We start from the raw sequence: 23,398 nt of genomic DNA, 5'->3' as shown, positions 1-23,398 counted from the left end.
AGCGAACATCGGCGCGGCGTACCCTGGTGACCCGGAGAGCCCGCGCGGCACCACGACACGACAGATGGGATGAGCAGGCCTCAGCGCCGACCCATGAGTGACACACCGCAGACCCGAACCAACGGTCACCAGCGCCCCGACGCGGCCAGCACCCGGATCGTCATTCCGGAGAAGCACCCGATGGTCACCCTCCTGGGGGCGGCCGACTCGCTCCTGCGGGTGATCGAGAGCGGCTTCCCCGACGCCGACATCCACGTCCGCGGCAACGAGGTCACCGCGACCGGCGACCAGGCCGAGATCAAGCTGGTCGAGCAGCTCTTCACCGAGATGATGCTGGTGCTGCGCACCGGCCAACCCCTGACGGAGGACGCCGTGGAGCGTTCCATCGCCATGCTCCGGAAGGCCGCCGAGGACCCGGCCCACCCGGCCCCGTCCGAGGTCTTCACGGCGAGCATCCTCTCCAACCGGGGCCGCACCATCCGCCCCAAGACGCTCAACCAGCAGCGCTACGTCGAGGCGATCGACAAGCACACCATCGTCTTCGGCCTCGGCCCGGCCGGCACCGGCAAGACCTACCTGGCGATGGCCAAGGCCGTCCAGGCCCTCCAGGCCAAGGAGGTCAACCGGATCATCCTGACCCGGCCGGCCGTCGAGGCGGGCGAGCGGCTGGGCTTCCTGCCCGGCACGCTGTACGAGAAGATCGACCCGTACCTGCGCCCGCTGTACGACGCGCTGCACGACATGATGGACCCGGACTCCATCCCGCGCCTGATGGCGGCCGGCACCATCGAGGTCGCCCCGCTCGCGTACATGCGCGGCCGCACCCTCAACGACGCCTTCATCATCCTGGACGAGGCCCAGAACACCTCGCCCGAGCAGATGAAGATGTTCCTCACCCGCCTGGGCTTCAACTCCCGGGTGGTGGTCACCGGTGACACCAGCCAGATCGACCTCCCCGGCGGCACCCGCAGCGGTCTGAAGGTCGTCCAGGAGATCCTCGCCGACGTGCCGGACATCCACTTCTCGGTGCTGACCAGCACCGACGTGGTCCGGCACAAGCTGGTCGGGCGGATCGTGGACGCCTACGAGCGCTGGGACGCCCTCCAGGAGGCCGACGAGGCCGGCACCGGCCGCACCAAACCCGTCCAGCGTCGGGGCGCGCGTGCGCCCCGGCAGTCCCACCACGCCGAAAGCTGAGTACCGAACCCTCCATGTCGATCGACATCGCCAACGAGTCCGGGTGGGACGCCGACGAGGAAGCCATCCTCGACGTCGCCCGCTACGCCCTCGACAAGATGCGGATCCACCCGCAGTCCGAGCTCTCCGTCATCCTCTACGACAGCGAGGCCATGGCCGAGCTGCACGTGCAGTGGATGGACCTGCCGGGCCCCACCGACGTGATGTCCTTCCCGATGGACGAGCTGCGTCCCGGCAAGGAGGGCGAGGACCTCCCCGAGGGCCTGCTCGGCGACATCGTGCTCTGCCCCGAGGTCGCCAAGGAGCAGGGCCTGGCCGCCCCCACCAAGCACTCCATGGACGAGGAGCTCCAGCTGCTCACCGTCCACGGGGTGCTGCACGTCCTGGGCTACGACCACGAGGAGCCCGAGGAGGAGCGCGAGATGTTCGCGCTCCAGAAGCGGATCCTGGACGGCTGGCGGGCCGGGCGCGGACTGTCGGGGCTCTCCCCGGCGCCGACCGTCCACTGAGGGCCGGCCGTCTGTGAGCGGTGAGAGTACGAGCTTCCTGATCGGAGCTCTGCTGCTGGTGGTGCTCGGCTGGCTGGCCGCCTGCGCCGAGGCGGGGATCTCGCGGATCTCCCGGTTCCGCGCCGAGGAGGCCCACCGGGCCGGCCGGCGCGGCTCGGACCGGCTGCTGGTGCTGACCTCCGACACCATCCGCTACCTGAACCTGGCCACCCTGATCCGGGTCGCCGCCGAGATGGCGGCGGCGGTCCTGGTCACGGTGGTCTGCGTGCGCTCGCTGGAGCGCACCTGGCAGGCCGTGCTGCTGGCGTTCGGCGTGATGGTGCTGGTGTCCTTCGTCGCGGTCGGCGTCTCGCCCCGCACGATCGGCCGCCAGCACCCGCTGACCACGGCCACGGCCGCGTCCTTCGTGCTGCTGCCGCTGGCCCGGTTCCTCGGCCCGATCTCCAAGCTGCTGATCCTGCTCGGCAACGCGCTGACCCCGGGCAAGGGGTACCGGGAGGGCCCGTTCGCCTCCGAGGCGGAGCTGCGCGCCCTGGTCGACCTGGCCGAGCAGGACGACCTGATCGAGGACGAGGAGCGCCGGATGGTGCACTCGGTCTTCGAGCTGGGCGACACCATCGTCCGTGAGGTCATGGTGCCGCGGACCGACCTGGTGATGATCGAGCGGCACAAGACCGTCCGGCAGGCGCTGACCCTGGCGCTGCGCTCGGGCTTCTCCCGGATCCCGGTGGTCGGCGAGAACGAGGACGACGTGGTGGGCATCGTCTACCTCAAGGACCTGGTCCGGCGCACCCACATCAACCGGGAGTCCGAGGCCGAGCTGGTCGGCTCGGTGCTGCGCCCGGCGGTCTTCGTCCCCGACTCCAAGCCGGCGGCGGACCTGCTGCGCGAGATGCAGCAGATGCGCTCGCACGTGGCGATCGTGATCGACGAGTACGGCGGCACCGCCGGCCTGGTCACCATCGAGGACATCCTGGAGGAGATCGTCGGTGAGATCACCGACGAGTACGACCGGGAGATCGCGCCGGTCGAGGACCTCGGGGACGGCTCGTACCGGATCACCGCGCGGCTGCTGGTCGAGGACCTGGGCGAGCTGTTCGGGATCGAGCTGGAGGACGAGGACGTGGAGACCGTCGGCGGCCTGCTCGGCAAGCGGCTGGGAAGGGTGCCGATCCCCGGCTCCTCCTGCGAGATCCCGGTGCCGGACGAGTCCGCGACCGACCTGACCGCGATCCGGCTCACCGCCGAGAGCTCGGCCGGCCGGCGCAACCGGATCGGCACGGTGGTGGCCAGCCCGGTCCGCCGGGCCGAGGAGACGGACGGCGAGGACGAGGCCCCGTAGCCGCGACGTGGCTGCGACCTGGCTGCGACCAGGACGCGGCTGCGACCTGGACAGGACGGCCCGCGGGGTGCGACCCCGCGGGCCGTTGTGTCCTGGTGCGAACGCACGGTGCGTTTGACCAGCCCGTCGGCCCGTCCCGACCATGAAGTCATGGCACATCTGTTGCGTGCGGAGTACGGCCCGGAGGGTCCGTCCGGTGCCGTCGTCAAGTGGCACGTCGTCCGGACCGGAGAACAGGCCGAGGCCATGTGCGGCGCCCCGATCGCCGAGGGCGCCGAGACCAGGCCGGAATCGGAGTGGGGCACCGGGCTGCGGGGTTGCCAGCAGTGCGGGTCCCTGTACCTGCACGAGGTGCCGTTCCTCGGCGCCGACTGGAGGTCCCCGTGAACTGGAGGTCCCCGTGAAACTGCAAGACGAACTTCCCGTCGACCACAAGCTCGCCACCGTCTACCGGATCGGCGGCGGCCTCGGCGGGGTCTTCCTGCTGGTCTTCGGCATCCTCGGGCTGCTCGACCATCCGAGTTTCCTCGACACCCAGGGCAAGGAGGTCATCGGCCTCTCCAGCAACGGCACGCTCAGCGTGCTCTCGGTGGTGGCCGGCGTGATCCTGATCGTCGGCGCCGTGATCGGCGGCAACGTCGCCTCGAACGTCAACATGATCATGGGCGTGCTCTTCGTGCTCGCCGGCTTCGTCGGCCTGATGGTGCTCGACAGCAGCGCCAACCGGCTGGCCTTCCGGATCCCCAACGTGATCTTCAGCTTCGTGTTCGGCCTGGTGGTGGTCACCTTCGGGATGTACGGCCGGGTCAGCAGCCACCTGCCGCACGACAACCCCTACTGGAAGAAGCGCCACGGCGGCCCCGAGGCGCTGCCGAACGGCCCGCAGACCCTGGTGAAGGTGCTGCGGCCCGGTGACCCCCGCCCCACCGGCCACTGATCCACCGGTCCTGACTCCAACAGCCCGCCGTCCGGCCCTCGGACGCGTCCGTGGACGCCCGAGGCCCGGCGGCGGGCCGCCGCCTATGCTCAGGCCTCATGAGTGAGCTGACCGCGCTGGACCCCGAGGACAAGAAGATCATCACGCTGGCCCGCTCCGCCCGTGCCCGCAACGGCGTGGCGGAGGGCGCGGCCGTGCGCGACGAGACCGGCCGCACCTACGTGGCCGGCACCGTGGCGCTGGAGTCGCTGCGGCTGACCGCCCTGCAGACCGCCGTCGCGATGGCGGTGGCCAGCGGTGCCAAGGGCCTGGAGGCGGCTGCCGTGGTGAGCGGCGCCGAGCAGCCGGCCGAGGCCGATCTGGCGGCCGTCCGGGACCTGGGCGGCGCCGGCACCCCGGTCCTGCTGGCCGGCCCGGACGGGACGCTGCGGGTGCGCGCCGAGGCCCGCTGAACGAGGCTCGACCGCCCGGATCCGGGTGCCCCGCCCTGGGCACCCGGGCCGTGCGGACCGATAGTCTGACCACGGGCTGTCCGGGGAGGGGACCATGGGAGTACTGGCGTTCTTCGCCGGTCTGCTGCTGACCCTGATGGGGCTCGGCCGCTGGCGGGAGACCGGTTCGCCGTACTGGCTGATCGGCTCGTTGGTGCTGTTGCTGCTGGTCCTGATCGGGGCGCTGACCTCGTCCTCGGGCGGCAAGAAGGCCGGCTGAACCGGTCCGGTCCGTCCGGACCCTGGTGATCAGGGAGAATGGTCGGCATGAGTGCCCCTTCATCCCCGTACCGCTCCGGGTTCGCGTGCTTCGTCGGCCGTCCCAACGCGGGCAAGTCGACCCTGACCAACGCGCTGGTCGGGACGAAGGTCGCGATCACCTCCGACCGCCCGCAGACCACCCGCCACACCGTGCGCGGCATCGTGCACCGCCCGGACTCCCAGCTGGTCCTGGTGGACACGCCCGGCCTGCACAAGCCCCGCACCCTGCTCGGCGAGCGGCTCAACGACCTGGTCCGCTCGACCTGGGCCGAGGTCGACGTGATCGGCTTCTGCCTGCCTGCCGACCAGAAGCTCGGCCCCGGCGACAAGTTCATCGCCAAGGAGCTCGCCGAGGTCCGCAAGACCCCCAAGGTCGCCATCGTCACCAAGACCGACCTGGTCGACTCCAAGAAGCTGGCCGAGCAGCTGATCGCGATCCACCAGCTCGGCATCGAGCTGGGCATCGAGTGGGCCGAGATCATCCCGGTCTCCGCCGTCGGCGACCAGCAGGTGGAGCTGGTGGGCGAGCTGCTCACCAAGCTGCTGCCGGCCGGCCCGCCGCTCTACCCGGACGGTGACCTGACCGACGAGCCCGAGCAGATCATGGTCGCCGAGCTGATCCGGGAGGCCGCCCTGGAGGGCGTCCGGGACGAGCTGCCGCACTCGCTGGCCGTGGTGGTCGAAGAGATGATCCCGCGCGAGGGGCGCCCCGCCGACCGGCCCCTGCTGGACATCCACGCCAACGTCTACATCGAGCGGCAGAGCCAGAAGGCGATCGTGATCGGCGCCAAGGGTGCCCGGCTGAAGCACGTCGGCACCACCGCCCGCAAGCACATCGAGGCGCTGCTCGGCACGCCGGTCTACCTCGACCTGCACGTCAAGGTCGCCAAGGACTGGCAGCGCGACCCGAAGCAGCTGCGCAAGCTCGGCTTCTAGCGCCCACCGGCCGGCCCACCGCGCCGACCACCCCACGACGGCCCGCCGGGCCACCCGGGACCCCACCCGCGGTGCCCTGCGGGCCGTCGCCGTTCCCAGTCACGCGATGCTGTTCCCACCCCGCTACCAGCCGCCCTTGGGCGGGAGTTGGATCCTGTGCCCCTGCCCCGAATGTGACCAAGGAACGGCAAAGTTCGGGGCGGGTCGGGGTGCGGGCCGGGCCGATGGCGGTCGGGCGGGGCGGGCGCCCGCGGGCTGTTTCGGGATGCCCCTGGACGAGGCGGTCGGGCGACGCGGGGGGTACACCTCCCATGCTTCGCGCGGCGCTGCCGGTCGCCCACCGACGGTCGTCCGACGGGCGGTTCGGGGGAGCTGAGGTATCGTCATATTCGTACGGGCGGTGCGCAACTTGTGGAGGAGTCGCGCGCCGCCCGTTCACGGTTTCCGTGTCCGGCGTTCATGCCTCGGCATCCGTTCATCTCCTCAGGATCGAGACGGTCTCTTCCGGCCACTGAGCGCGTCGGAAGGCGACACCGGGCATGGGACAGCCGAGATTCCTCCTTGTCAGCAGACCCGTGCACCCCCTGGGGGTGCGCGCCGGTCAGGCTGTGGTCTGGCGCCTGCTCGGGGCGAACAACCGGCACCTCGGCCAGAGCGAGGAGACCTTCCCGGACGCCGCCGGCTGCCTGGCCGCGATCGGCCGGATGCAGCAGCGGGTGGACCGGCACCGGGCCGTGATCGGCACCGTCGAGCACGGTCAACTGTGGCGCTGGCGCCTGGAGTTCGAGTCCGTCCCGGTGGCCTGTTCGACCCGGGCGTTCCGCCGGCAGCGGGAGTGCCAGTACAACCTCGGGCTGTTCCTGGCCGGTGTGGCCGGCGCCGGTGCGCCCGCCCGGCCGCTGAGCCTGCCGGCCCGGACGGCGCCGGCCGCGCTGCGCGGGAGCCTGGTGTGAACGACCCGACACCGGTGACCGGCCCCGCCGACCGGGCCCGCCCGCTCACCGCCAACCCCGGGCCGGCCGACCGGATCTTCCTGGCCTGGGCCCGCGGCAGCGGCGCGCTCGTCCTGCTGGTGATGCTGGCGGTCGGCGGCTACCTCGCGGTCCGCGCCTCGGACGCGCTGAGCACCGCCGGCTGGTCGTTCCTGACCACCGAGGACTGGAACCCGGACGGTGGCCGCGGCCAGTTCGGCATCGCCGCGGTGCTCACCGGCACCGTCCTGATCGGCGGCATCGCGGTGGTCCTGGCGGTGCCGCTGGCCCTGGGCAGCGCCCTGTACATCAGCGAGTACGCGCCGCGCCGGATCAAGCGGTTGCTGGTCGGCCTGGTGGACCTGATGGCCGCGGTGCCCAGCGTGGTGTACGGCCTGTGGGGCTTCGTCCTGCTGCAGTACGAACTCGCCGGTGCGGCCCGGTGGCTGGCCACCTGGTTCGGCTGGTTCCCGCCGTTCCGGATGGTCGGCGTCGACGTCGACGACCCGCTCAACCCGCCGGTGGTCTACACCGCCTCCAGCCTGATGGCCGGGATCGTGGTGGCCTTCATGATCACGCCGATCATGTGCTCCATCATGCGCGAGGTGTTCGACCAGGCTCCGCCCGGCGAGCGGGAGGGCGCCTACGCGCTCGGCTCCACCCGCTGGGGCATGATCCGCTCGGTGGTCCTGCCGTTCGGCCGCGGCGGCATCATCGGCGGCACCATGCTGGGGCTCGGCCGGGCGCTCGGCGAGACCATCTCGGTGTACCTGATCCTCTCCATGCAGTTCGAGATCAAGCTGCAGATCCTGCAGACCGGCGGCAGCGCCGTCGCGCCGATGATCGCGCTGCGCTACGGCGACTCCTCGCCGTTCGCCATCTCCGCCCTGATGGCGGCAGGCCTCACCCTCTTCCTGCTCACCCTGGTCGTCAACTTCGCCGCGGCCGCGGTGGTGGCCCGCAGCCGTTCGGGAGCCAGCTCATGACCACCACCACGCCTGCCGTCGCCGCCCCCGCCACCACCGTCGTGGCGCGCCCGGTCGCGCCGCCGGCCGAACCGCCGCGCCGCCGCACCGGCGGCCGCCGGGCCGCCGACCACTGGGCGCTGTGGGGCAGCGCTGCCGGCGCCCTGGCCCTCACCACGCTGGTGTTCCAGCGGATCGCCCCGCTGAGCGGAGCCATCGGTTTCGTGCTGTGCGTCTGGCTGAGCTTCCTCGGGCTGTACGCGCTGGTCTCCCGCGAGGAGGGCGCGATGGCGGTCCGGGACCGGCTCGCCTCGGTGGTGGTGCACAGCATCGCCGTGCTGCTGCTGGCCGTCCTGGTCTGGATCGTGCTGTACGTGTTCTGGCAGGGGCGCAGCGCCCTCGCCCACCTGAACTTCTTCACCGAGGACCTCTCCGCCGCCGGCCCCGCCGACCCGCTGGACCACGGCGGCGCCCTGCACGCGATCGTCGGCACCCTCACCCAGATCCTGATCGCCCTGACCATCACCATCCCGCTCGGCCTGAGCTGCGCGGTCTTCCTGGGCGAGGTGCCCGGCCGGTTCAGCCGGCTGGTGCGCACCCTGGTCGAGGCGATGACGGCGCTGCCCTCGATCCTGGCCGGCCTGTTCATCTACGCGGTGGTGGTGATCGGCCTGGGGCGGAGCAAGTCGGGCCTCGCGGCCGGGGTGGCGCTGTCGGTGATGATGCTCCCGATCCTGATCCGGGCCGCCGACGTGGTACTCCGGCTGGTGCCCGCCTCGCTCAAGGAGGCCTCCTACGCGCTCGGCGCCGGCCGCTGGCGCACGGTGTGGACGGTCACCCTGCCGAGCGCCCGCTCCGGGCTCGCCACCGCCGTGATCCTGGCGGCGGCCCGCGGGATCGGCGAGACCTCGCCGGTGCTGCTCTGCTCCGGCTACACCAAGATCCTCAACCTGGACCCGTTCGGCAGCCCGCAGGCCTCGCTGCCGCTGATGGCCTTCACCCTGGTGAAGTTCCCCTCCCAGCTGCACGCGGCACGCGCCTTCGGCGCCGCGGCGGTGCTGCTCGGCCTGGTGCTGCTGCTCTTCCTGCTGGCCCGCACGGTCGGCGGCCGCGGTCCCGGCGAACTGACCAGGCGCCAGCAGGACCGCCGGGCGACCCGCTCGCTGGAGGACCTCCGCCGGATGCGGCGGCCCGAGCCCACCAGCACAGGCCCCACCACCTTTGACGAGAACCAGAACCAGAACCAGAACCAGAACCGAACCAACCCGCCCGGAGGGTCCCCGTGTTGAGCCGCGCGCTCGCCCGCACCCTGATCCTGCTCACCGTCCTCGGCCTGACCGGCTCCTCGATCCTGCTCGGCGCCCCGCGCGCCGCCGCCGAGGACTACCGCCGGATCGGCGGCGCCGGCTCCACCTGGAGCTTCAACGCCGTGGACGACTGGATCAGCAACGTCAAGCAGTACGGCATGACGATCGACTTCAACCCCGGCGGATCCTCCTTCGGCCGCAGCCAGTTCAAGAACGGCAGCACCGACTTCGCGGTCACCGAGATCCCGTACGGCCTGACCGACAACGGCCAGGTGGACGCCGCGCCGCCGTGGCCGATGGCCTACCTGCCGATCGTGGCCGGCGGCACCTCGTTCATGTACAACCTCAAGATCGGCGGCAACCGGGTCACCAACCTGCGGCTGTCCGGCGAGACGGTGGCGAAGATCTTCACCGGCCGGATCACCAAGTGGAACGACCCGCAGGTGCAGGCCGAGAACCCCAGCCTGAAGCTGCCGGAGACGCCGGTGCGCCCGGTGATCCGCTCGGACGGCTCGGGCACCACCGCCCAGCTCACCACCTGGTTCACCAAGCGCTACCAGCAGATCTGGGACGACTACTGCACCCGGACCAGCCGCGGCGGCCCGTGCGGGATGACCTCCTTCTATCCGCAGGTCAGCGGCAACAACTGGCCGGCGCTCGGCAGTTCGGACGGCGTCGCGAAGACCGTCGCCAACGACCGCAACGACGGCACGATCACCTACGTCGAGTACTCGTACGCGCTCAACGCCCGCTTCCCGGTGGTCAAGCTGCTGAACGCGGCCGGCTACTACATCGAGCCCGACGGCCGGAACGTCTCGGTCGCGCTCAAGCACGTGCAGATCAACCCCACCGACCTGACCCAGCAGCTGGACGGCGTCTACGACGCGCCGGAGACCACCGCGTACCCGCTCTCCAGCTACAGCTACATGGCCGTGCACACCAGCGCGATCGGTGACTTCAGCCCGGAGAAGGGCCACACGCTCGCCGCGTTCGGCTACTACTTCCTGTGCGAGGGGCAGCAGAAGGCGGACAAGCTCGGGTACTCGCCGCTCACCCCCGACCTGGTCAGGTCCGGCTTCCAGCAGCTCGCCAGGATCCCGGGCAGCGAGCAGCGCGGGTTCGACGCCGCGAAGTGCAACAACCCGACCTTCGGGGCCGGCGGCGCCAACCCGTACGCGGACGGCGCCGCCAAGCCGCAGGACTGCGACAAGCTCGGCTCGGCCACCCAGTGCACCACCGGGACCGGCGGCAACAAGGCGAGCACGGCGGCCAGCAAGGGCGGCACCAAGACCGCCGGGAGCACCGGCACCGCGGCCACCGGCGGCGGGACCGGGGGGACGGCCCCCGCCGGGTCCGACGGCGGCGCCGGTACGGCCGGCGGGGTGGACGGCCAAGCGGGCGCGGGCGGGGATCCCGCGCTGACCGGCGGCACGGACGGCGGTGCCGGGGCCGGCGGGGGCGGCCAGCAGTACGCCGCCGACGCCGTCGCCCTGTCCAACGCCTCGGGCAACGGGCTGCGGCACACCGTGATGGTGATCGCGGCCCTGCTGCTGGGCGCCGTCATCGTGCTGCCCCCGGTGGCCGCGGGCCGCGCGGCCCGGCGCGCCCGGACGGCCGGCAGCGCCGAGGGGGAGCAGCGGTGAGCCGCCGACCGGGCCCGGCCCGCCGGGCGGTGCGCAACGCCGCCGTCCTCACCCTCGTGCTGGCCACCGCGGCCGGGGCGGCGCTGTCGGCCGACCCGGGCAGGGCGCCGGCCAGGGTCGCGGCGGCCGCCGGCGCCACGCCGCGGATCGAGGTGGACCCGCTGGGCGCGCCCGTCGGCATCGACCCGGCACCCGGCGTGGCCGCCGGCACCGTCCCGGCCCCGGCCGGGAGCCCGGCGCAGCGCCGGGCCCTGACCGCGGGGTCGACCCCGGCCCCGACCACGGCGGCCGCCGCCGACCCGGCCGCCGGGCCCAGCGCCGTCACGGTCGCCGGCACCGGCGAGTTCGCCGGCCTCCAGGTGACGGTCGCCCAGACCACCCACCTGGTCAACCAGGTGGTCGCGGTGACCTGGACCGGGGGCCGGCCGACCACGCCCAGTCCGATGATCTTCGGCCAGAACTACCTGAGCATCATGCAGTGCTGGGGCGACGCCGACACCGGCCCGGACCGCGAGCAGTGCCAGTACGGCGCCACCAAGGGAGACAACCGGGGCGGCGACTTCGTGGCCGGCCGGCAGCTCAACCCCGGCAGGGTGCTGGTCGACCCGGCCGAGACCATCAAGCCGACCGGGCCGAACCAGAACGTCTTCGCGCCGTTCCGCCCGTTCGACGGGAGCCCGGCCGAGACCGGCGGCAGCAGCCAGTACTTCAGCCTCCAGTCGACCAACGAGGTGCCCTACGCGCCGACCAGGGCCGACGGCACCGGGCAGGTCTTCTTCGAGATCCAGACCGGGAGCGAGGCCGCCGGCCTGGGCTGTGGCAACACCCCGAAGGGGGAGCCGGGCCCGTTCGCCGAGGGCCGGCGCTGCTGGCTGGTGGTCGTGCCGCGCGGCTCGACCGAGGTGGACGGCAGCACGCTCACCAACCCGTCCGCCCGGCTGCAGTCCTCGCCGCTGTCGGCCACCAACTGGAGCCACCGGCTGGTGGTGCCGCTGCGGTTCGAGCCGGTCGGCCTGTCCTGCCCGCTCGGGAGCTCCGAACTCGCCACCGGTGGAACGGAGTTCGCCGCCGAGATGGTCTGGCGCTGGCAGCCCGCGCTGTGCCGCAGCGCCGGCCGGATCTTCAACTTCGGCCAGGCGACCGACGACGTCGCCCGGCTCCGGCTGACCAGGGACAACCCCGGGCTGCTCTACCTGGGCGCGCCGCTGGCGCCGGGGGACCAGGCCGAGGGCCGTACCCCGGTCTACGCCCCGCTCGCCGTCTCCGGGCTGACCCTGGCCTTCGACATCGAGAGCCAGTCCAACTCGCTCACCCCGCCGGAGACCGCCAAGCGGGACGGCCAGCGGATCCAGGAGATGAACCTGACCCCGCGCCTGGTGGCCAAACTGCTCACCCAGAGCTACCGGTTCGCCGTCAACCCCGGCGATCCGCGGGTCCCGGCCGGCAACCCCAGGGACCTGGTCAGCGACCCGGAGTTCCTGGACCTCAACCCGCAGTTCCGGTCGCTGTCCTTCCCCTCCGGCATCGCCGACCTGCTGCTGCCCTCCCCGGACGGCGACCTGGCCCTGGCGGTGTGGAAGTGGGTGCTCGCCGACCCGGCGGCGAAGGCCTTCGTCGACGGCGAGGTCAGCGCCAGGTGGCACGACTCGATCAACACCGGCTTCCTGGCGGACAGCACCGCCGTGCCGCCCGTGCCGAAGCAGGAACTGCCGGTGCCCGGCTACCCCAAGCCCGACGGCTACTGCCAGCAGTTCGACAAGGAGTCGGACCGCCCGGAGTGGTGCAACCTCGACGGCCACCCGTACGCCAACAACATGGCCGAGGCCGCCCGGGCGGCCGCCCGCGGCGACACCATGGCCCGCTCCGAATGGGACCCCTCGACCATCCCGGCCAGCCTCAAGAAGGCCAACCCGCAGGCCCAGGGCCTGCGCGGGATCCTGGCCCTGACCACCACCGCCCAGGCGGCCCGGTACGGCCTGTCCACCGCGAAACTGCGCAACGGCGCCGGCGAGTTCGTCGGCCCGACCGACGCGGCGATGCTGGCCGCGGCGAACGCCGCCACGCCCACCGCCGTCCCCGACGTGCCGCAGGTCGACCCGACCGGGCGGACCGCCGGCGCCTACCCGCTGACCACCATCACCTACGCCGCCACCGTCCCGTCGGCGATCGGCGCCACCGACGGCAAGGCCTACGCCGACCTGCTGCGCTACGCCGTGGCCGAGGGCCAGCAGCCCGGCATCGCGATCGGCCAGCTCCCGTTCGGCTACGTCCCGCTGCCCGAGGCGATGCGGGCCCGGACCAGGGCGGTCGCGCAGGCCGTCCAGGACCGGGCGGGCAAGCCCGAGTCGGACCCGGAGCCGGCACCGGAGGAGCCCGCCACCGCCCCGCCGCCGGCCACCGTCCCGCGCGCCGCCGCACCGGGCACCGCGGACGAACCGGCCGCCCCGCCGCCGCCCGCTCCCGCTCACACCGTCGTCACCCTGGCACCGGCCCTCCCGGCCGCGCCCGCCGCCCGCACCGGGCGGACCGAGGTCGGGAGCCTGCGCCTGCTGCTGCTCGGCGTGCTGGTCGCCGGCCTGGTCGCCGGCCTCGCCGGGATCCTCGTCCCCCGGCTGCTGCGCCGCCGACGGCCCTGAACCGACCGCACCGGCCGCCCGCCCTCCGCCACCGCCTCCCCGTACCGCAACCTCCACCGACCGACGATCCTGCGCCACCGGGCCGGCCGGCTCCTGCCGGCATGCCCGGATGCACCTCCATCCGGTACCAACACGCTTTCTCACCAAGGGAATCGACCAGATGAAGCTCATCGCCAAGCGCCAGCTCGCCAAGTGCGTCACCGTCGCCGCGGGCCTCGGCCTGCTGGTGGCCGGCACCGGCACCGCCCAGGCCGACCCGGCCGGCCTGCGCCCGCTGGCGGGTGTCGGCTCGGACACCACCCAGGGCGTCATGAACGCGCTGGCCAACACCGTCACCGTGAACGGCCAGAAGGTCCTCGGCTCCTACGACGCCGTGGGCTCGGCCACCATCACCACCAAGTCCGCCGCCGCCTGCCAGGGCCTGGCCCGCCCGAACGGCTCCGGCGCCGGCCGCTCCGCCCTGCTCAACGAGCTCAACAAGGGCAACGGCTGCCTGGACTTCGCCCGCTCCTCCAGCCTCAACCTGGCCGCCTCCACCCCGGGCCTGACCTACATCCCGTTCGCCGTGGACGGCGTCACCTACGCCGTCAGCGCCGGCAGCTCGGTGCCGCTCGACCTCACCGTCGCCGACCTGCACGCCATCTACACCTGCGACCCGGGCTACGTCGGCACCGCCCCCAACTACAGCATCCGCCCGCTGCTCCCGCAGGCCGGCTCCGGCACCCGCAGCTTCTGGGAGTCGACGGTCGGCATCACCGAGGCCGACGTCGCCGCCGGCCGCTACGGCTGCATCGCCGACACCAAGGGCGGCAAGAAGATCGAGGAGCACGACGGCCGGGTGCTCGACACCGCCTCGCTGGTGCCGTTCTCGATCGCCCAGTACATCGCCCAGAGCTCCGGCACGCTCGCCGACATCCGCGGCACCGCCCAGCTCGGCAACGTCAACGGCGTGCCCTCGGTGCTGCTCAACACCAACGCCGCGGCCGTCCGCGACGTCTACAACGTGATCCCGACCAGCAAGGTCGGCGTCAGCCCGTGGAGCGACGCCTTCGTCGGCGCCACCTCCGGGGTCTGCCAGCAGAGCGCCGTCATCAAGCAGTACGGCTTCGGCACCAACCCCAACTGCGGCGACACCTCCCGCACCTCCGGCTGACCGGGCCGACCCGGGCGCCCGCCGAGAGGCCGGCCCCACCCGAACGTGCTCGACCTGATCCCGCACCACCGACCAGTGCCAGAAAGGCGAACACCACCGTGAGCACCTCCCGTATCCCGCGCGCCGTCGCGCTCGGCGCCGCCACCGTCCTGGCCGCCGGCAGCATCAGCCTGCTCGGCACCGCCTCGGCGTACGCCGACTCCCCGAGCCCCACCATAGGCACCCTGACCGTCAACCCGGCCACCGGCGCCGACGACGAGCTGATGAACGTGGTCTCCTCCGGCACCTGCACCGGCGGCACCAACCTCCAGCTGCTGGTCTTCGGCCAGGGCTTCCCGGTCGACGGCTACGGCGTCACGCCCAACGTGGCGCAGAGCGTCTACTCGCCGGACGCCCAGGGCCACCTGTCCGTGCCGCTCAGCGACACCATGCGCAGCTTCGCGCAGAAGAACGGCTTCTCCACGCTGACCGGCCAGTACGAGTTCCACCTGCGCTGCCGCGCGAAGATCGGCGCCAGCTACTTCGGCGACTTCGTCGGTTCGGTCTGGTTCACCAGCGCCACCAGCTACACCTCCACCGACCCGAACGCGCCGGTCGCCCAGGCCACCACCACCACGCTCTCGGTCACCCCGAACGGCTCCGCCACGGCCGGCAGCGCCGTCACCCTGACCGCCGACGTCGCCCCGGCCGCGGCCGGCACCGTGCAGTTCTTCGACGGCGCCACCCCGGTCGGCACCCCCGCCACGGTCACCGCCGGCCGGGCCACGACCACCACCAGCACCCTGGCGGAGGGCGCGCACAGCCTGAAGGCCGTGTTCACCTCCACCGACAGCCACTACCTCGGCTCGACCTCCGCGGTCGTCGGCTACACCATCAGCCCGGCCGGCGCCGCGGCCACCAGCACCGCGCTGGCGATCCTGCCGGCCGGCTCCGCCGCCAAGGGCGCCGAGGTCAAGCTGACCGCCAGCGTCACCCCGGCCGCGGCCGGCACCGTCGAGTTCAAGGACAACGGCGCCGTGATCGGCACCCAGGCCGTCACCGGCGGCCTCGCCGAGTTCAGCACCACCACGCTGGCCGAGGGCGACCACAGCCTGACCGCCGCCTTCACCCCGGCCGACGCCACCCGGTACGCGGCCTCCGCCACCACCCCGATGCCCTTCACCGTCACCCCGCAGGTCACCCCGCCGAACCCCGGCGGCCCGACCCCGCCCGCCCCGGTCTCCGAGACCATCACCACCACCGTCGCGCCCGGCGCCCTGGTGATCAGCGTGGCCGGCAGCAACGTCACCCTGCCGCCGCTCGCGTTGAACAACGATTCCACCCGGTTCGCCACCGCCGGCCCGATCCAGACCGTCACCGTCACCGACACCCGGGCCGGCGCCCCGGGCTGGTCGGTCAGCGGCCAGGTCGCCCCGTTCAGCTCCGGCACGGGCTCGATCAACGCCCAGAACCTCGGCTGGGCCCCCAACCTGGTCTCCAAGGGCGACGGCCTCAAGGTCACCCTCGGCGGCTCGGTGGCCCCGGCCAACGCGGTCGAGATCAACGACGGCGGCGCGCTCGGCCTCAAGTCCGCGCGCACCCTCGCCACCGCGACCGGCCTCGGCACCGCCAAGGTCGGCGCCGACCTCACCCTGCTCGCCCCGACCTCCACGGTGGCCGGCACCTACCAGGGCGTGCTCACCCTGACCGCGATCTGACGACCGCCCTTCACCACACGGCGGCCCCGACGCAACCCGGCGGTCGGACCGCCCTGGCCTGATGGCAGCGCACCGGTCGGCGACGACCGGGCGCACCGCCCGCAGGCCGGGGCGTCCGACCGCCCCACCCACCCGAACCTGCCCCGAGGATGACGACGCCGATGCGCCGATGGCTCCTGGCCCTTGTCCCCGTCCTGCTGCTCCTGCTGCCGGGTGCCCACGGCGCGTACGCCGCCCAGGAGTCGGCACCCGCCGAGGGCCCGCAGGCCCAGACCTTCGGCATCCAGCCCGCCGGAGCCACCGAACCGGACTCCCGGGGCACCTTCTCCTACCAGGCCACCCCCGGCGCCGTGGTCAAGGACCACCTGGCGCTGTGGAACTACGGTGACCAGCCGCTCACCCTGCGGCTCTACCCGGCCGACGCCTTCAACACCGACTCCGGCGGCTACGACGTGCTGCCCGAGGGCCGCCCCTCCACCCAGGCCGGCACCTGGCTGAAGGCCGCGGCCGACACCCTCACGCTGCCCGCCCGCAGCCGCCAGATCGTCCCGTTCACCCTGGCCGTGCCCGCCGACGCCGCCCCCGGGGACCACCCGGCCGGCATCGTGGCCGCGCTGCGCCAGGAGAGCAAGGACGCCCAGGGCAACCCCGTCACCGTCGACCAGCGGGTCGGCGCCCGGGTCAACGTCCGGGTGGCGGGCGAGCTGCGGGCCGCACTCGCCGTCGAGGACACCCGGGTCGCCTACCACCCCAGCGCCAACCCGCTCGGCACCGGCCGCACCACCGTGCGCTACACCGTGCGCAACACCGGCAACGTCCGGCTCGGCGGCCACCAGGCCGTCCGGGTCACCAACCTGTTCGGCTCGACCGCGACCGGCTCGGCCCCCGCCGACCTCCAGGAGCTCCTGCCGGGCAACACCGTCTCGTACGCGGTGGAGGTCTCCGGCGCGTACCCCACCTTTCTCGGCACCGCCGGCATCACCGTCGACCCGCTGCCGATCGGCGGCGACCGCGACCCGGGCCTCACCAGCACCGTGCACAAGCAGCGCTACGCCGGCATCCCGTGGGCGCTGCTCGCCGTGCTGCTCCCGCTCGCGCTCGGCGGCGGTCAGTGGTGGCGCGGCCGGCGCCGCCGGGCCCGGCTCGCCGCGCTCGCACCCCGGCCGGCCGGCGCCGCCACCCCGGTCGCGGTCGGCCTGCTGCTGCTCGCCCTGCTGACGGCCGGCCAGCTCACCGGGGCGCCCGCCGCCACGGCCGCCGACACCGGCACCCTCGCCTTCGACTACCCGGCCGGCCACGACGACGACTCCGTCGACCTGCTCACCTCCGGCCCCTGCCCCGGGCCGGGCGACTACCTGAGCATGCGGATCACCGGCGAGGGATTCCCGCCCGAAGGCGCCCCGCTGGCCGGCACGGTGGCCGCCGGCGCCTACCGGCAGGCCGCCGGCGGCGGGTACGTGCTGCCGCTCAGCAACACCCTGCGGGTGGTCGCCAACCGCAGCGGCGCCGGCGCCCTGCACGGCGCCTACACCATCACCGCGACCTGCCGGGCCAAGGTCAACCCGGCGCCGCTGCGGGAGTTCTCCGGGGTGCTGACCTTCACCTCGCCCACCACCTGGCAGACCGCCGCGGTGGCACCCGAGGGCGCCATCCACCAGGCCGCCCTCGACCCCGCCAAGGGCGGCGCCGCCACCGCCCCGGCGCCGGCCGCCGGGCAGGCCGCGGCCCGGCCGGCCGGGTCCGGCCCGGGCATCGGCTCCTGGCCGGCGATCGGCGGCGGACTGCTGCTGATCGGCTGGGTGGCACTCCCGCCGCTGCGCCGCCGGCTGCGCCCGGCCGCCCGTCCCGCCGCCGGTCCCGCGCCGGCTGCAGCTGTGGCTCCGGCCGATGCCGCGGAGCGTGCCGCATGAGCCTCACCACGCTGCCCACCCCGCCCGCCCCGCCCGACCCGCCCGCCCCGCCCGACCCGTACGCCCCGCCGCCGACCCCCGCCCCCGGCCGCCCGGTCGGGCACCGGCTGCTGCCCGACCGGCCCCAACTGATCGGCGCCGCACTGGCGATCACGGCCGCGCTGCTGTTCGGCCTGCTGCTCGACCTCGGACCGCTCGGCGGGCTGCGGCACCTGCGCGACCACGAGACCGGCTACGCCGACCTGCGGGCCACCCTCGCCACCGGCACCACCGCGATCGGACAGCTCGACAAGGACGGCCGGCCGGTCGTCCCGGGCACCCCGGTCGCGCTGCTGGAGATCCCCCAGCTGGGCCTGCGCGAGGTGGTGCGCGAGGGCACCACCGGGGGAGTGCTGGAGTCCGGCCCCGGCCACCGCCGGGACACCCCGATGCCCGGCCAGGCCGGCACCAGCGTGCTGCTCGGCCGGCAGGCCGGCTTCGGCGGCCCGTTCGGCGCCCTGCGCAACCTGCGCACCGGGGAGACCTTCACCGTCACCACCGGCCAGGGCAGCCGGCACTTCCGGGTGATCGCGGTCCGCCGGGCCGGCGACCCGGTGCCCGCGCCGCTGCGCGCCGGCTGGTCCCGGCTGGTCCTGATCACCGGCGACGGCCCGCTGTACGCCCCCTCCGGCACCCTGCTGGTCGACGCCGACCTGCTCGACGCCGCCGACACCGAGGACGACGTGCTGCCCGCCAACCCCCGCCCGCTGACCGCCGACGCGCTGCCCGCCGCCGAGCGGGCGATGGGCACCGACGGCGGGGCCTGGGTCCCGCTGGTGCTCTGGGGCGAGGCGCTGCTGCTGGCCGCCCTCGCCCTCGCGGTGGGCTGGATGCGCTGGGGCCGGGTGCAGTCCTGGGCCGTCGGGGTGCCGGTGCTGGCCGTGCTCGGCCTCGCGGTGGCCGACCAGGTCGCCCAACTGCTCCCCAACCTGATCTGACCGACCACCACCACCCGAAGGAGAGCAGGATGACCAGCGTCGAGCAGGCCCGCACGGCCACCGCAGTCCTCCCCGCCGCGGCGAGCCCGGCCGGGACCTTGGAGGCCCGGGCCGTGTCGGCCTGGTTCGGCCCGCGCAAGGTGCTGGAGCAGGTGTCGCTGACCATGCCCGCCGGGCAGGTGACGGCCCTGATCGGGCCCTCGGGCTGCGGCAAGTCGACCTTCCTGCGCACCCTCAACCGGATGCACGAGCTGATCCCCGGTGCCACCCTGGCCGGCGAGGTGCTGCTGGACGGCGGCGACATCTACGCGCCCGAGCGCAGGCTCACCGCGGCCCGCCGGGACATCGGCATGGTGTTCCAGAAGCCCAACCCGTTCCCGGCGATGTCGATCTACGACAACGTGGTGGCGGGCCTGCGGCTCACCGGCATCCGGGCCTCCCGGCCGGAGAAGGACCAGCTGGTCGAGGAGTGCCTGACCAAGGCCGGCCTGTGGCGGGAGGTCGCGGACCGGCTGCGGCAGCCCGGCGGGGCGCTCTCCGGCGGCCAGCAGCAACGCCTGTGCATCGCCCGCTCGCTGGCGGTGCGCCCCAAGGTGCTGCTGATGGACGAGCCCTGCTCGGCCCTGGACCCGACCTCCACCCGGCGGATCGAGCAGACCGTCCGCGAGCTGGTGCACGAGGTCACCATCGTGATCGTCACCCACAACATGCAGCAGGCCCAGCGGGTCTCCGACCGCTGCGCCTTCTTCCTGGCCGAGCAGGGCACCCCGGGCGCGATCGTGGAACACGGCCCCACCGGGGCGATGTTCGGCGCGCCGCAGGACAGCCGGACCGCCGACTACGTGAACGGGCGGTTCGGCTGACCCGCCGCTACTCGCCCTCGCGCAGCACCAGACTGACCAACTCCTGTTGGGAGTCGGTCAGTTTGGGGTCCGCGCAGTAGACCGTGCGGCCGTCCACGACGATCTCGTAGTGGAAGCCGTCCGGCACGCCGTAGGAGGGCGTGCGCAGCCCGCCGGCCACCGCCTCGCGCGCGAGCGCGTGGACGTGCGGTGCGTCGCGGCGCTCGGCGGTGTCCAGCTCCGCACGCTGGACGCGACCGGCGAAGCCGCCGGTCCGGGTCACCTGGATACGCATGGTCGTCAGTCTGCTACCCGGTGGTGCGTTTTGCCGAGGGTTTTCACAGACTCCGCGCGCCGGCGGCGGGCGGCGGTTCAGCTGGTGCTGATCCCCACCTCGGACCAGGCGGCGGTGACCGTGTTGGCCACGGTGTCGTCGTAGCGGGCCCGGCCGGCGGCCACGGTGGCCCGGGCGAAGGCGGTGAAGTCGCTGTCGTGGGCGAGTGTTCCCCCGGTGACGGTGTCGTACCAGATCTGCCCGGCGCGCTCCCAGGCCGAGCCGCCGAGGGCGGTGGCCAGCTGGTAGAACGCGTGGTTGGGGATGCCGGAGTTGATGTGCACCCCGCCGTTGTCGTCGGCGGTGTCCACGTAGTCGTCCATGTGGGCGGGCTGCGGGTCCTTGCCGAGCCGCTCGTCGTCGTACGCGGTGCCCGGGTCCTTCATCGACCGCAGCGCCACCCCGTGCACGCCCGGGGCGAGCAGGCCGGCGCCGATCAGCCAGTCGGCCTGGTCGGCGCTCTGGCCGGCGGCGTACTGCTTGACCAGCGAGCCGAACACGTCGGAGAGCGACTCGTTGAGCGCGCCGGACTGCCCCTGGTAGTCCAGCCCGGCGCTGTACTGGGTGACGCCGTGGGCGAGTTCGTGGCCGATCACGTCCAGGCAGGAGGTGAAGTCGACGAAGATCACGCCGTCTCCGTCCCCGAAGACCATGCGGTTGCCGTCCCAGAAGGCGTTGTCGTAGTCGCGCCCGTAGTGCACGGTCGCGTCCAGCGGTAGCCAGGCACCGTCGATCGAGTGCCGGCCGTAGACCTGCTCGTAGAGCGCGAAGGTGGCGCCCAGGCCGTCGTAGGCGCGGTTGACGGTGGCGTCCGGGGTGGCGGCGCCGCCCTCGATCCGCACGGTGCGCCCGGGCAGCCGCTGGCTGTGCCGGGCGTCGCCGATGGTGCGGGTCAGGTGGTGGGCCGGGGCGGCGGTGGCCAGGGCGGTGGCCAGCCGGTTGTCGCGGTGCAGGGTGTCCAGCGCGAGGGACCTGCGGGCGGCCTCGTGCCCCTGTTCGGCGAGTCGGTCGAGGACGAAGGGCGGGACGATGGTGCAACGGCGGGCAGCGGCAGTCATGTTGCCAAGAGTGACGCATTCATGACTTCTTGTCACCATCGCGCGCGGCGACGTCGCGTCTCAAGGGGTGGAATCGTGGTGCGGTTCACTTCGTGCGCCCCGGAGCCTGGGTTACGCTGGGCTGCATCATGCGTTACGGGCTGCTTCTTCTTAGCTGCCGCGGCGAGGGCCTCTAGATCCACAGAAGGCCGGCTCCCTCGCCGCGGGGACTGTGCTGTGCCCAGGCATCCGTCCGTGATGCTGTTCGATGCGGCGCAGTAGTCGGCCCGGTCGGGTGTCCACCGCCCCGACCCAGCCCGCAATCGACTTCGGAAGCCGAGAGTCTCACCCATGACTGAGCAGTCCTCCATCGCTCGCGCGTTCATCGACCGTCCCACCCCGGTCACGGCCGCCACCGTGCAGCAGAAGCCCTCCGGCATGCCGTTCGGGCGCTACGTCCCCTTCGGGGCCGTGGACCTGCCGGACCGCACCTGGCCCGGCAAGGTCATCACCCAGGCCCCGCGCTGGCTGTCCACCGACCTGCGGGACGGCAACCAGGCGCTGATCGACCCGATGTCCCCGGCCCGCAAGCGCAAGATGTTCGACCTGCTGGTCACGCTGGGCTACAAGGAGATCGAGGTCGGCTTCCCGTCCTCCGGCGCCACCGACTTCGACTTCGTCCGCTCGATCATCGAGGAGGGGGCGATCCCGGAGGACGTCACCATCTCGGTGCTGACCCAGGCCCGCGAGGACCTGATCGAGCGCACCGTGGAGTCCCTGGTCGGTGCCCACCGGGCCACCGTCCACCTGTACAACGCGACCTCGCCGCTGTTCCGCCGGGTGGTCTTCAAGGGCTCCAAGGACGACATCCGCCAGATCGCGGTGGACGGCACCCGGCTGGTGATGGAGTACGGCGAGAAGCTGCTGGGCGAGGAGACCGTCTTCGGCTACGAGTACTCGCCGGAGATCTTCATCGACACCGAGCTGGACTTCGCGCTGGAGGTCTGCGAGTCGGTGATGGACGTCTGGCAGCCCGGCGAGGGCCGCGAGATCATCCTGAACCTGCCCACCACGGTCGAGCGTTCCACCCCGAACGTCTACGCCGACAAGATCGAGTGGATGTCGCGGAACCTGTCCCGCCGCGAGTTCGTCGCACTGTCCGCGCACCCGCACAACGACCGCGGCACCGGCGTCGCCTCCGCCGAACTGGCCATCATGGCCGGCGCCGACCGGGTCGAGGGCTGCCTGTTCGGCCAGGGCGAGCGCACCGGCAACCTGGACCTGGTCAACGTCGGGATGAACCTGTTCTCGCAGGGCGTCGACCCGATGATCGACTTCTCCGACATCGACGAGATCCGCCGCACCTACGAGTACTGCAACCAGATGGTGGTCCCCGAGCGCCACCCGTACGCCGGCGACCTGGTCTACACCTCGTTCTCCGGCTCGCACCAGGACGCGATCAAGAAGGGCTTCGACGCCCTGGAGGCGGACGCCGCCGCCGCGGGCGTACCGGTCTCCGAGTACACCTGGGGCGTTCCGTACCTGCCGATCGACCCCAAGGACGTCGGCCGGTCCTACGAGGCGGTCATCCGGGTCAACAGCCAGTCCGGCAAGGGCGGCATCGCCTACGTGCTGAAGAACGACCACAAGCTGGACCTGCCGCGCCGGATGCAGATCGAGTTCTCCCGGATCATCCAGGCCAAGACCGACGCCGAGGGCGGCGAGGTCACCCCGGCCGCGATCTGGTCGGTCTTCCAGGACGAGTACCTGCCCACCCCGGCCAACCCGTGGGGCCGGATCCAGCTGGGCGGCTCGCGCAGCCTGACCACCGAGGACGGCCGGGACGCGCTGACCACCGAGGCGCAGGTGGACGGCGTGCCGGTCACCCTGACCGGTACCGGCAACGGCCCGGTCTCCGCCTTCGGCGACGCGCTGGCCCGGATCGGCGTGGACGTCCGGGTGCTGGACTACGCCGAGCACGCGCTGAGCGAGGGCGGCGACGCCCAGGCCGCGGCGTACGTCGAGTGCGCGGTGGACGGCAAGGTGCTGTGGGGCGTGGGGATCGACTCCAACACCGTGCTGGCCTCGCTGAAGGCCATGGTGAGCGCCGTCAACCGCGCGCAGCGCGGGTAGTTCGTACGAGGGGCGACCGGCCCGGTTGACGCGCGTCACACCTCTTTCGGGTGTGGCGCGCGTCACAAATTTTCCCATCGGCACTCGTTCGGGGTGCTGACACGTGCCGGTAACCGTGGC

At 73.0% G+C, this 23,398-nt stretch carries 21 protein-coding genes; 19 read left to right on the top strand and 2 right to left on the bottom strand.

All coding sequences use genetic code 11. The features are described 5' to 3' along the window. The first annotated feature begins 93 nt into the window (after positions 1-93). From ABT014_RS23665 to ABT014_RS23580, 18 genes are all read left to right on the top strand, one after another. The gene (locus ABT014_RS23665) at positions 94-1,197 is read left to right on the top strand and encodes a PhoH family protein (RefSeq protein WP_350641030.1); all 1,104 of its coding nucleotides are present in this window, start codon (positions 94-96) and stop codon (positions 1,195-1,197) included. A 14-nt stretch (positions 1,198-1,211) separates the two neighbouring features. After that, a complete protein-coding gene (ybeY, locus tag ABT014_RS23660) occupies positions 1,212-1,706 on the top strand; it encodes an rRNA maturation RNase YbeY (protein ID WP_350641029.1) in 495 nt (164 codons plus the stop codon). 13 nt (positions 1,707-1,719) lie between these two features. Further along, on the top strand, positions 1,720-3,048 hold the full coding sequence (locus tag ABT014_RS23655; protein WP_350641028.1) for a hemolysin family protein: 1,329 nt from the start codon (positions 1,720-1,722) through the stop codon (positions 3,046-3,048). Between the two features lie 150 nt (positions 3,049-3,198). Further along, positions 3,199-3,435 carry a hypothetical protein gene (locus tag ABT014_RS23650; RefSeq protein ID WP_350641027.1) on the top strand — a complete coding sequence of 79 codons (237 nt, stop codon included), beginning with the start codon at positions 3,199-3,201 and terminating at the stop codon, positions 3,433-3,435. 13 nt (positions 3,436-3,448) lie between these two features. Beyond that, complete coding sequence (locus ABT014_RS23645) at positions 3,449-3,985, top strand: DUF4383 domain-containing protein (RefSeq protein ID WP_350641026.1); 537 nt, start codon at positions 3,449-3,451, stop codon at positions 3,983-3,985. A 98-nt stretch (positions 3,986-4,083) separates the two neighbouring features. Beyond that, positions 4,084-4,437 (top strand): cytidine deaminase-like protein, encoded by a 354-nt coding sequence (locus ABT014_RS23640; protein ID WP_350641025.1) that lies wholly within the window; start codon positions 4,084-4,086, stop codon positions 4,435-4,437. Positions 4,438-4,531: 94 nt separating this feature from the next. Next, the gene (locus ABT014_RS23635; RefSeq protein ID WP_350641023.1) at positions 4,532-4,696 is read left to right on the top strand and encodes a hypothetical protein; all 165 of its coding nucleotides are present in this window, start codon (positions 4,532-4,534) and stop codon (positions 4,694-4,696) included. A gap of 47 nt (positions 4,697-4,743) precedes the next feature. Beyond that, entirely contained in the window at positions 4,744-5,673 is a 930-nt protein-coding gene (era, locus tag ABT014_RS23630; protein WP_350641022.1) for a GTPase Era, read from the top strand. A 590-nt stretch (positions 5,674-6,263) separates the two neighbouring features. Then, positions 6,264-6,626, top strand: a complete 363-nt coding sequence (locus ABT014_RS23625) for a hypothetical protein (protein WP_350641021.1) — start codon at positions 6,264-6,266, stop codon at positions 6,624-6,626. After that, positions 6,623-7,630, top strand: coding sequence for a phosphate ABC transporter permease subunit PstC (gene pstC / locus ABT014_RS23620; RefSeq protein WP_350641020.1), 1,008 nt, complete (start codon positions 6,623-6,625; stop codon positions 7,628-7,630). Before ABT014_RS23625 ends, pstC begins: the two co-directional genes overlap by 4 nt. Further along, positions 7,627-8,898: a phosphate ABC transporter permease PstA gene (pstA, locus tag ABT014_RS23615; RefSeq protein ID WP_350641019.1), complete on the top strand. Its 1,272-nt coding sequence runs from the start codon at positions 7,627-7,629 to the stop codon at positions 8,896-8,898. The genes pstC and pstA overlap by 4 nt, the downstream gene beginning before the upstream one ends. Then, the gene (locus ABT014_RS23610) at positions 8,895-10,559 is read left to right on the top strand and encodes a substrate-binding domain-containing protein (protein WP_350641018.1); all 1,665 of its coding nucleotides are present in this window, start codon (positions 8,895-8,897) and stop codon (positions 10,557-10,559) included. Before pstA ends, ABT014_RS23610 begins: the two co-directional genes overlap by 4 nt. Further along, a complete protein-coding gene (locus ABT014_RS23605) occupies positions 10,556-13,195 on the top strand; it encodes a type 2 periplasmic-binding domain-containing protein (protein WP_350641017.1) in 2,640 nt (879 codons plus the stop codon). Before ABT014_RS23610 ends, ABT014_RS23605 begins: the two co-directional genes overlap by 4 nt. A gap of 160 nt (positions 13,196-13,355) precedes the next feature. After that, complete coding sequence (locus tag ABT014_RS23600; RefSeq protein ID WP_350641016.1) at positions 13,356-14,348, top strand: substrate-binding domain-containing protein; 993 nt, start codon at positions 13,356-13,358, stop codon at positions 14,346-14,348. A 98-nt stretch (positions 14,349-14,446) separates the two neighbouring features. Further along, positions 14,447-16,045, top strand: a complete 1,599-nt coding sequence (locus tag ABT014_RS23595; protein ID WP_350641015.1) for an Ig-like domain repeat protein — start codon at positions 14,447-14,449, stop codon at positions 16,043-16,045. Positions 16,046-16,206: 161 nt separating this feature from the next. Beyond that, entirely contained in the window at positions 16,207-17,955 is a 1,749-nt protein-coding gene (locus tag ABT014_RS23590; RefSeq protein ID WP_350641014.1) for a hypothetical protein, read from the top strand. Beyond that, positions 17,952-18,932, top strand: coding sequence for a sortase domain-containing protein (locus ABT014_RS23585; RefSeq protein WP_350641013.1), 981 nt, complete (start codon positions 17,952-17,954; stop codon positions 18,930-18,932). The genes ABT014_RS23590 and ABT014_RS23585 overlap by 4 nt, the downstream gene beginning before the upstream one ends. A gap of 29 nt (positions 18,933-18,961) precedes the next feature. Further along, positions 18,962-19,795, top strand: coding sequence for a phosphate ABC transporter ATP-binding protein (locus tag ABT014_RS23580; protein WP_350641012.1), 834 nt, complete (start codon positions 18,962-18,964; stop codon positions 19,793-19,795). Between the two features lie 7 nt (positions 19,796-19,802). On the opposite strand, the gene ABT014_RS23575 is transcribed toward ABT014_RS23580, so the two are convergent. Further along, entirely contained in the window at positions 19,803-20,069 is a 267-nt protein-coding gene (locus tag ABT014_RS23575; protein WP_350641011.1) for a protealysin inhibitor emfourin, read from the bottom strand. A 77-nt stretch (positions 20,070-20,146) separates the two neighbouring features. After that, on the bottom strand, positions 20,147-21,166 hold the full coding sequence (locus ABT014_RS23570) for a M4 family metallopeptidase (RefSeq protein WP_350641010.1): 1,020 nt from the start codon (positions 21,164-21,166) through the stop codon (positions 20,147-20,149). Between the two features lie 330 nt (positions 21,167-21,496). Here ABT014_RS23570 and leuA point away from each other — a divergent pair, with 330 nt between their 5' ends. Continuing rightward, positions 21,497-23,278, top strand: coding sequence for a 2-isopropylmalate synthase (gene leuA / locus ABT014_RS23565; protein ID WP_350641009.1), 1,782 nt, complete (start codon positions 21,497-21,499; stop codon positions 23,276-23,278). The last annotated feature ends 120 nt before the right edge of the window (positions 23,279-23,398 follow it).

The sequence above is a fragment of the Kitasatospora sp. NPDC094015 genome (assembly GCF_040304075.1).
In the GTDB taxonomy this organism is placed as follows: Bacteria; Actinomycetota; Actinomycetes; order Streptomycetales; family Streptomycetaceae; genus Kitasatospora.
Note: the sequence above shows the minus strand (reverse complement) of the source record. Positions and strands in the feature narration are given on the sequence as shown.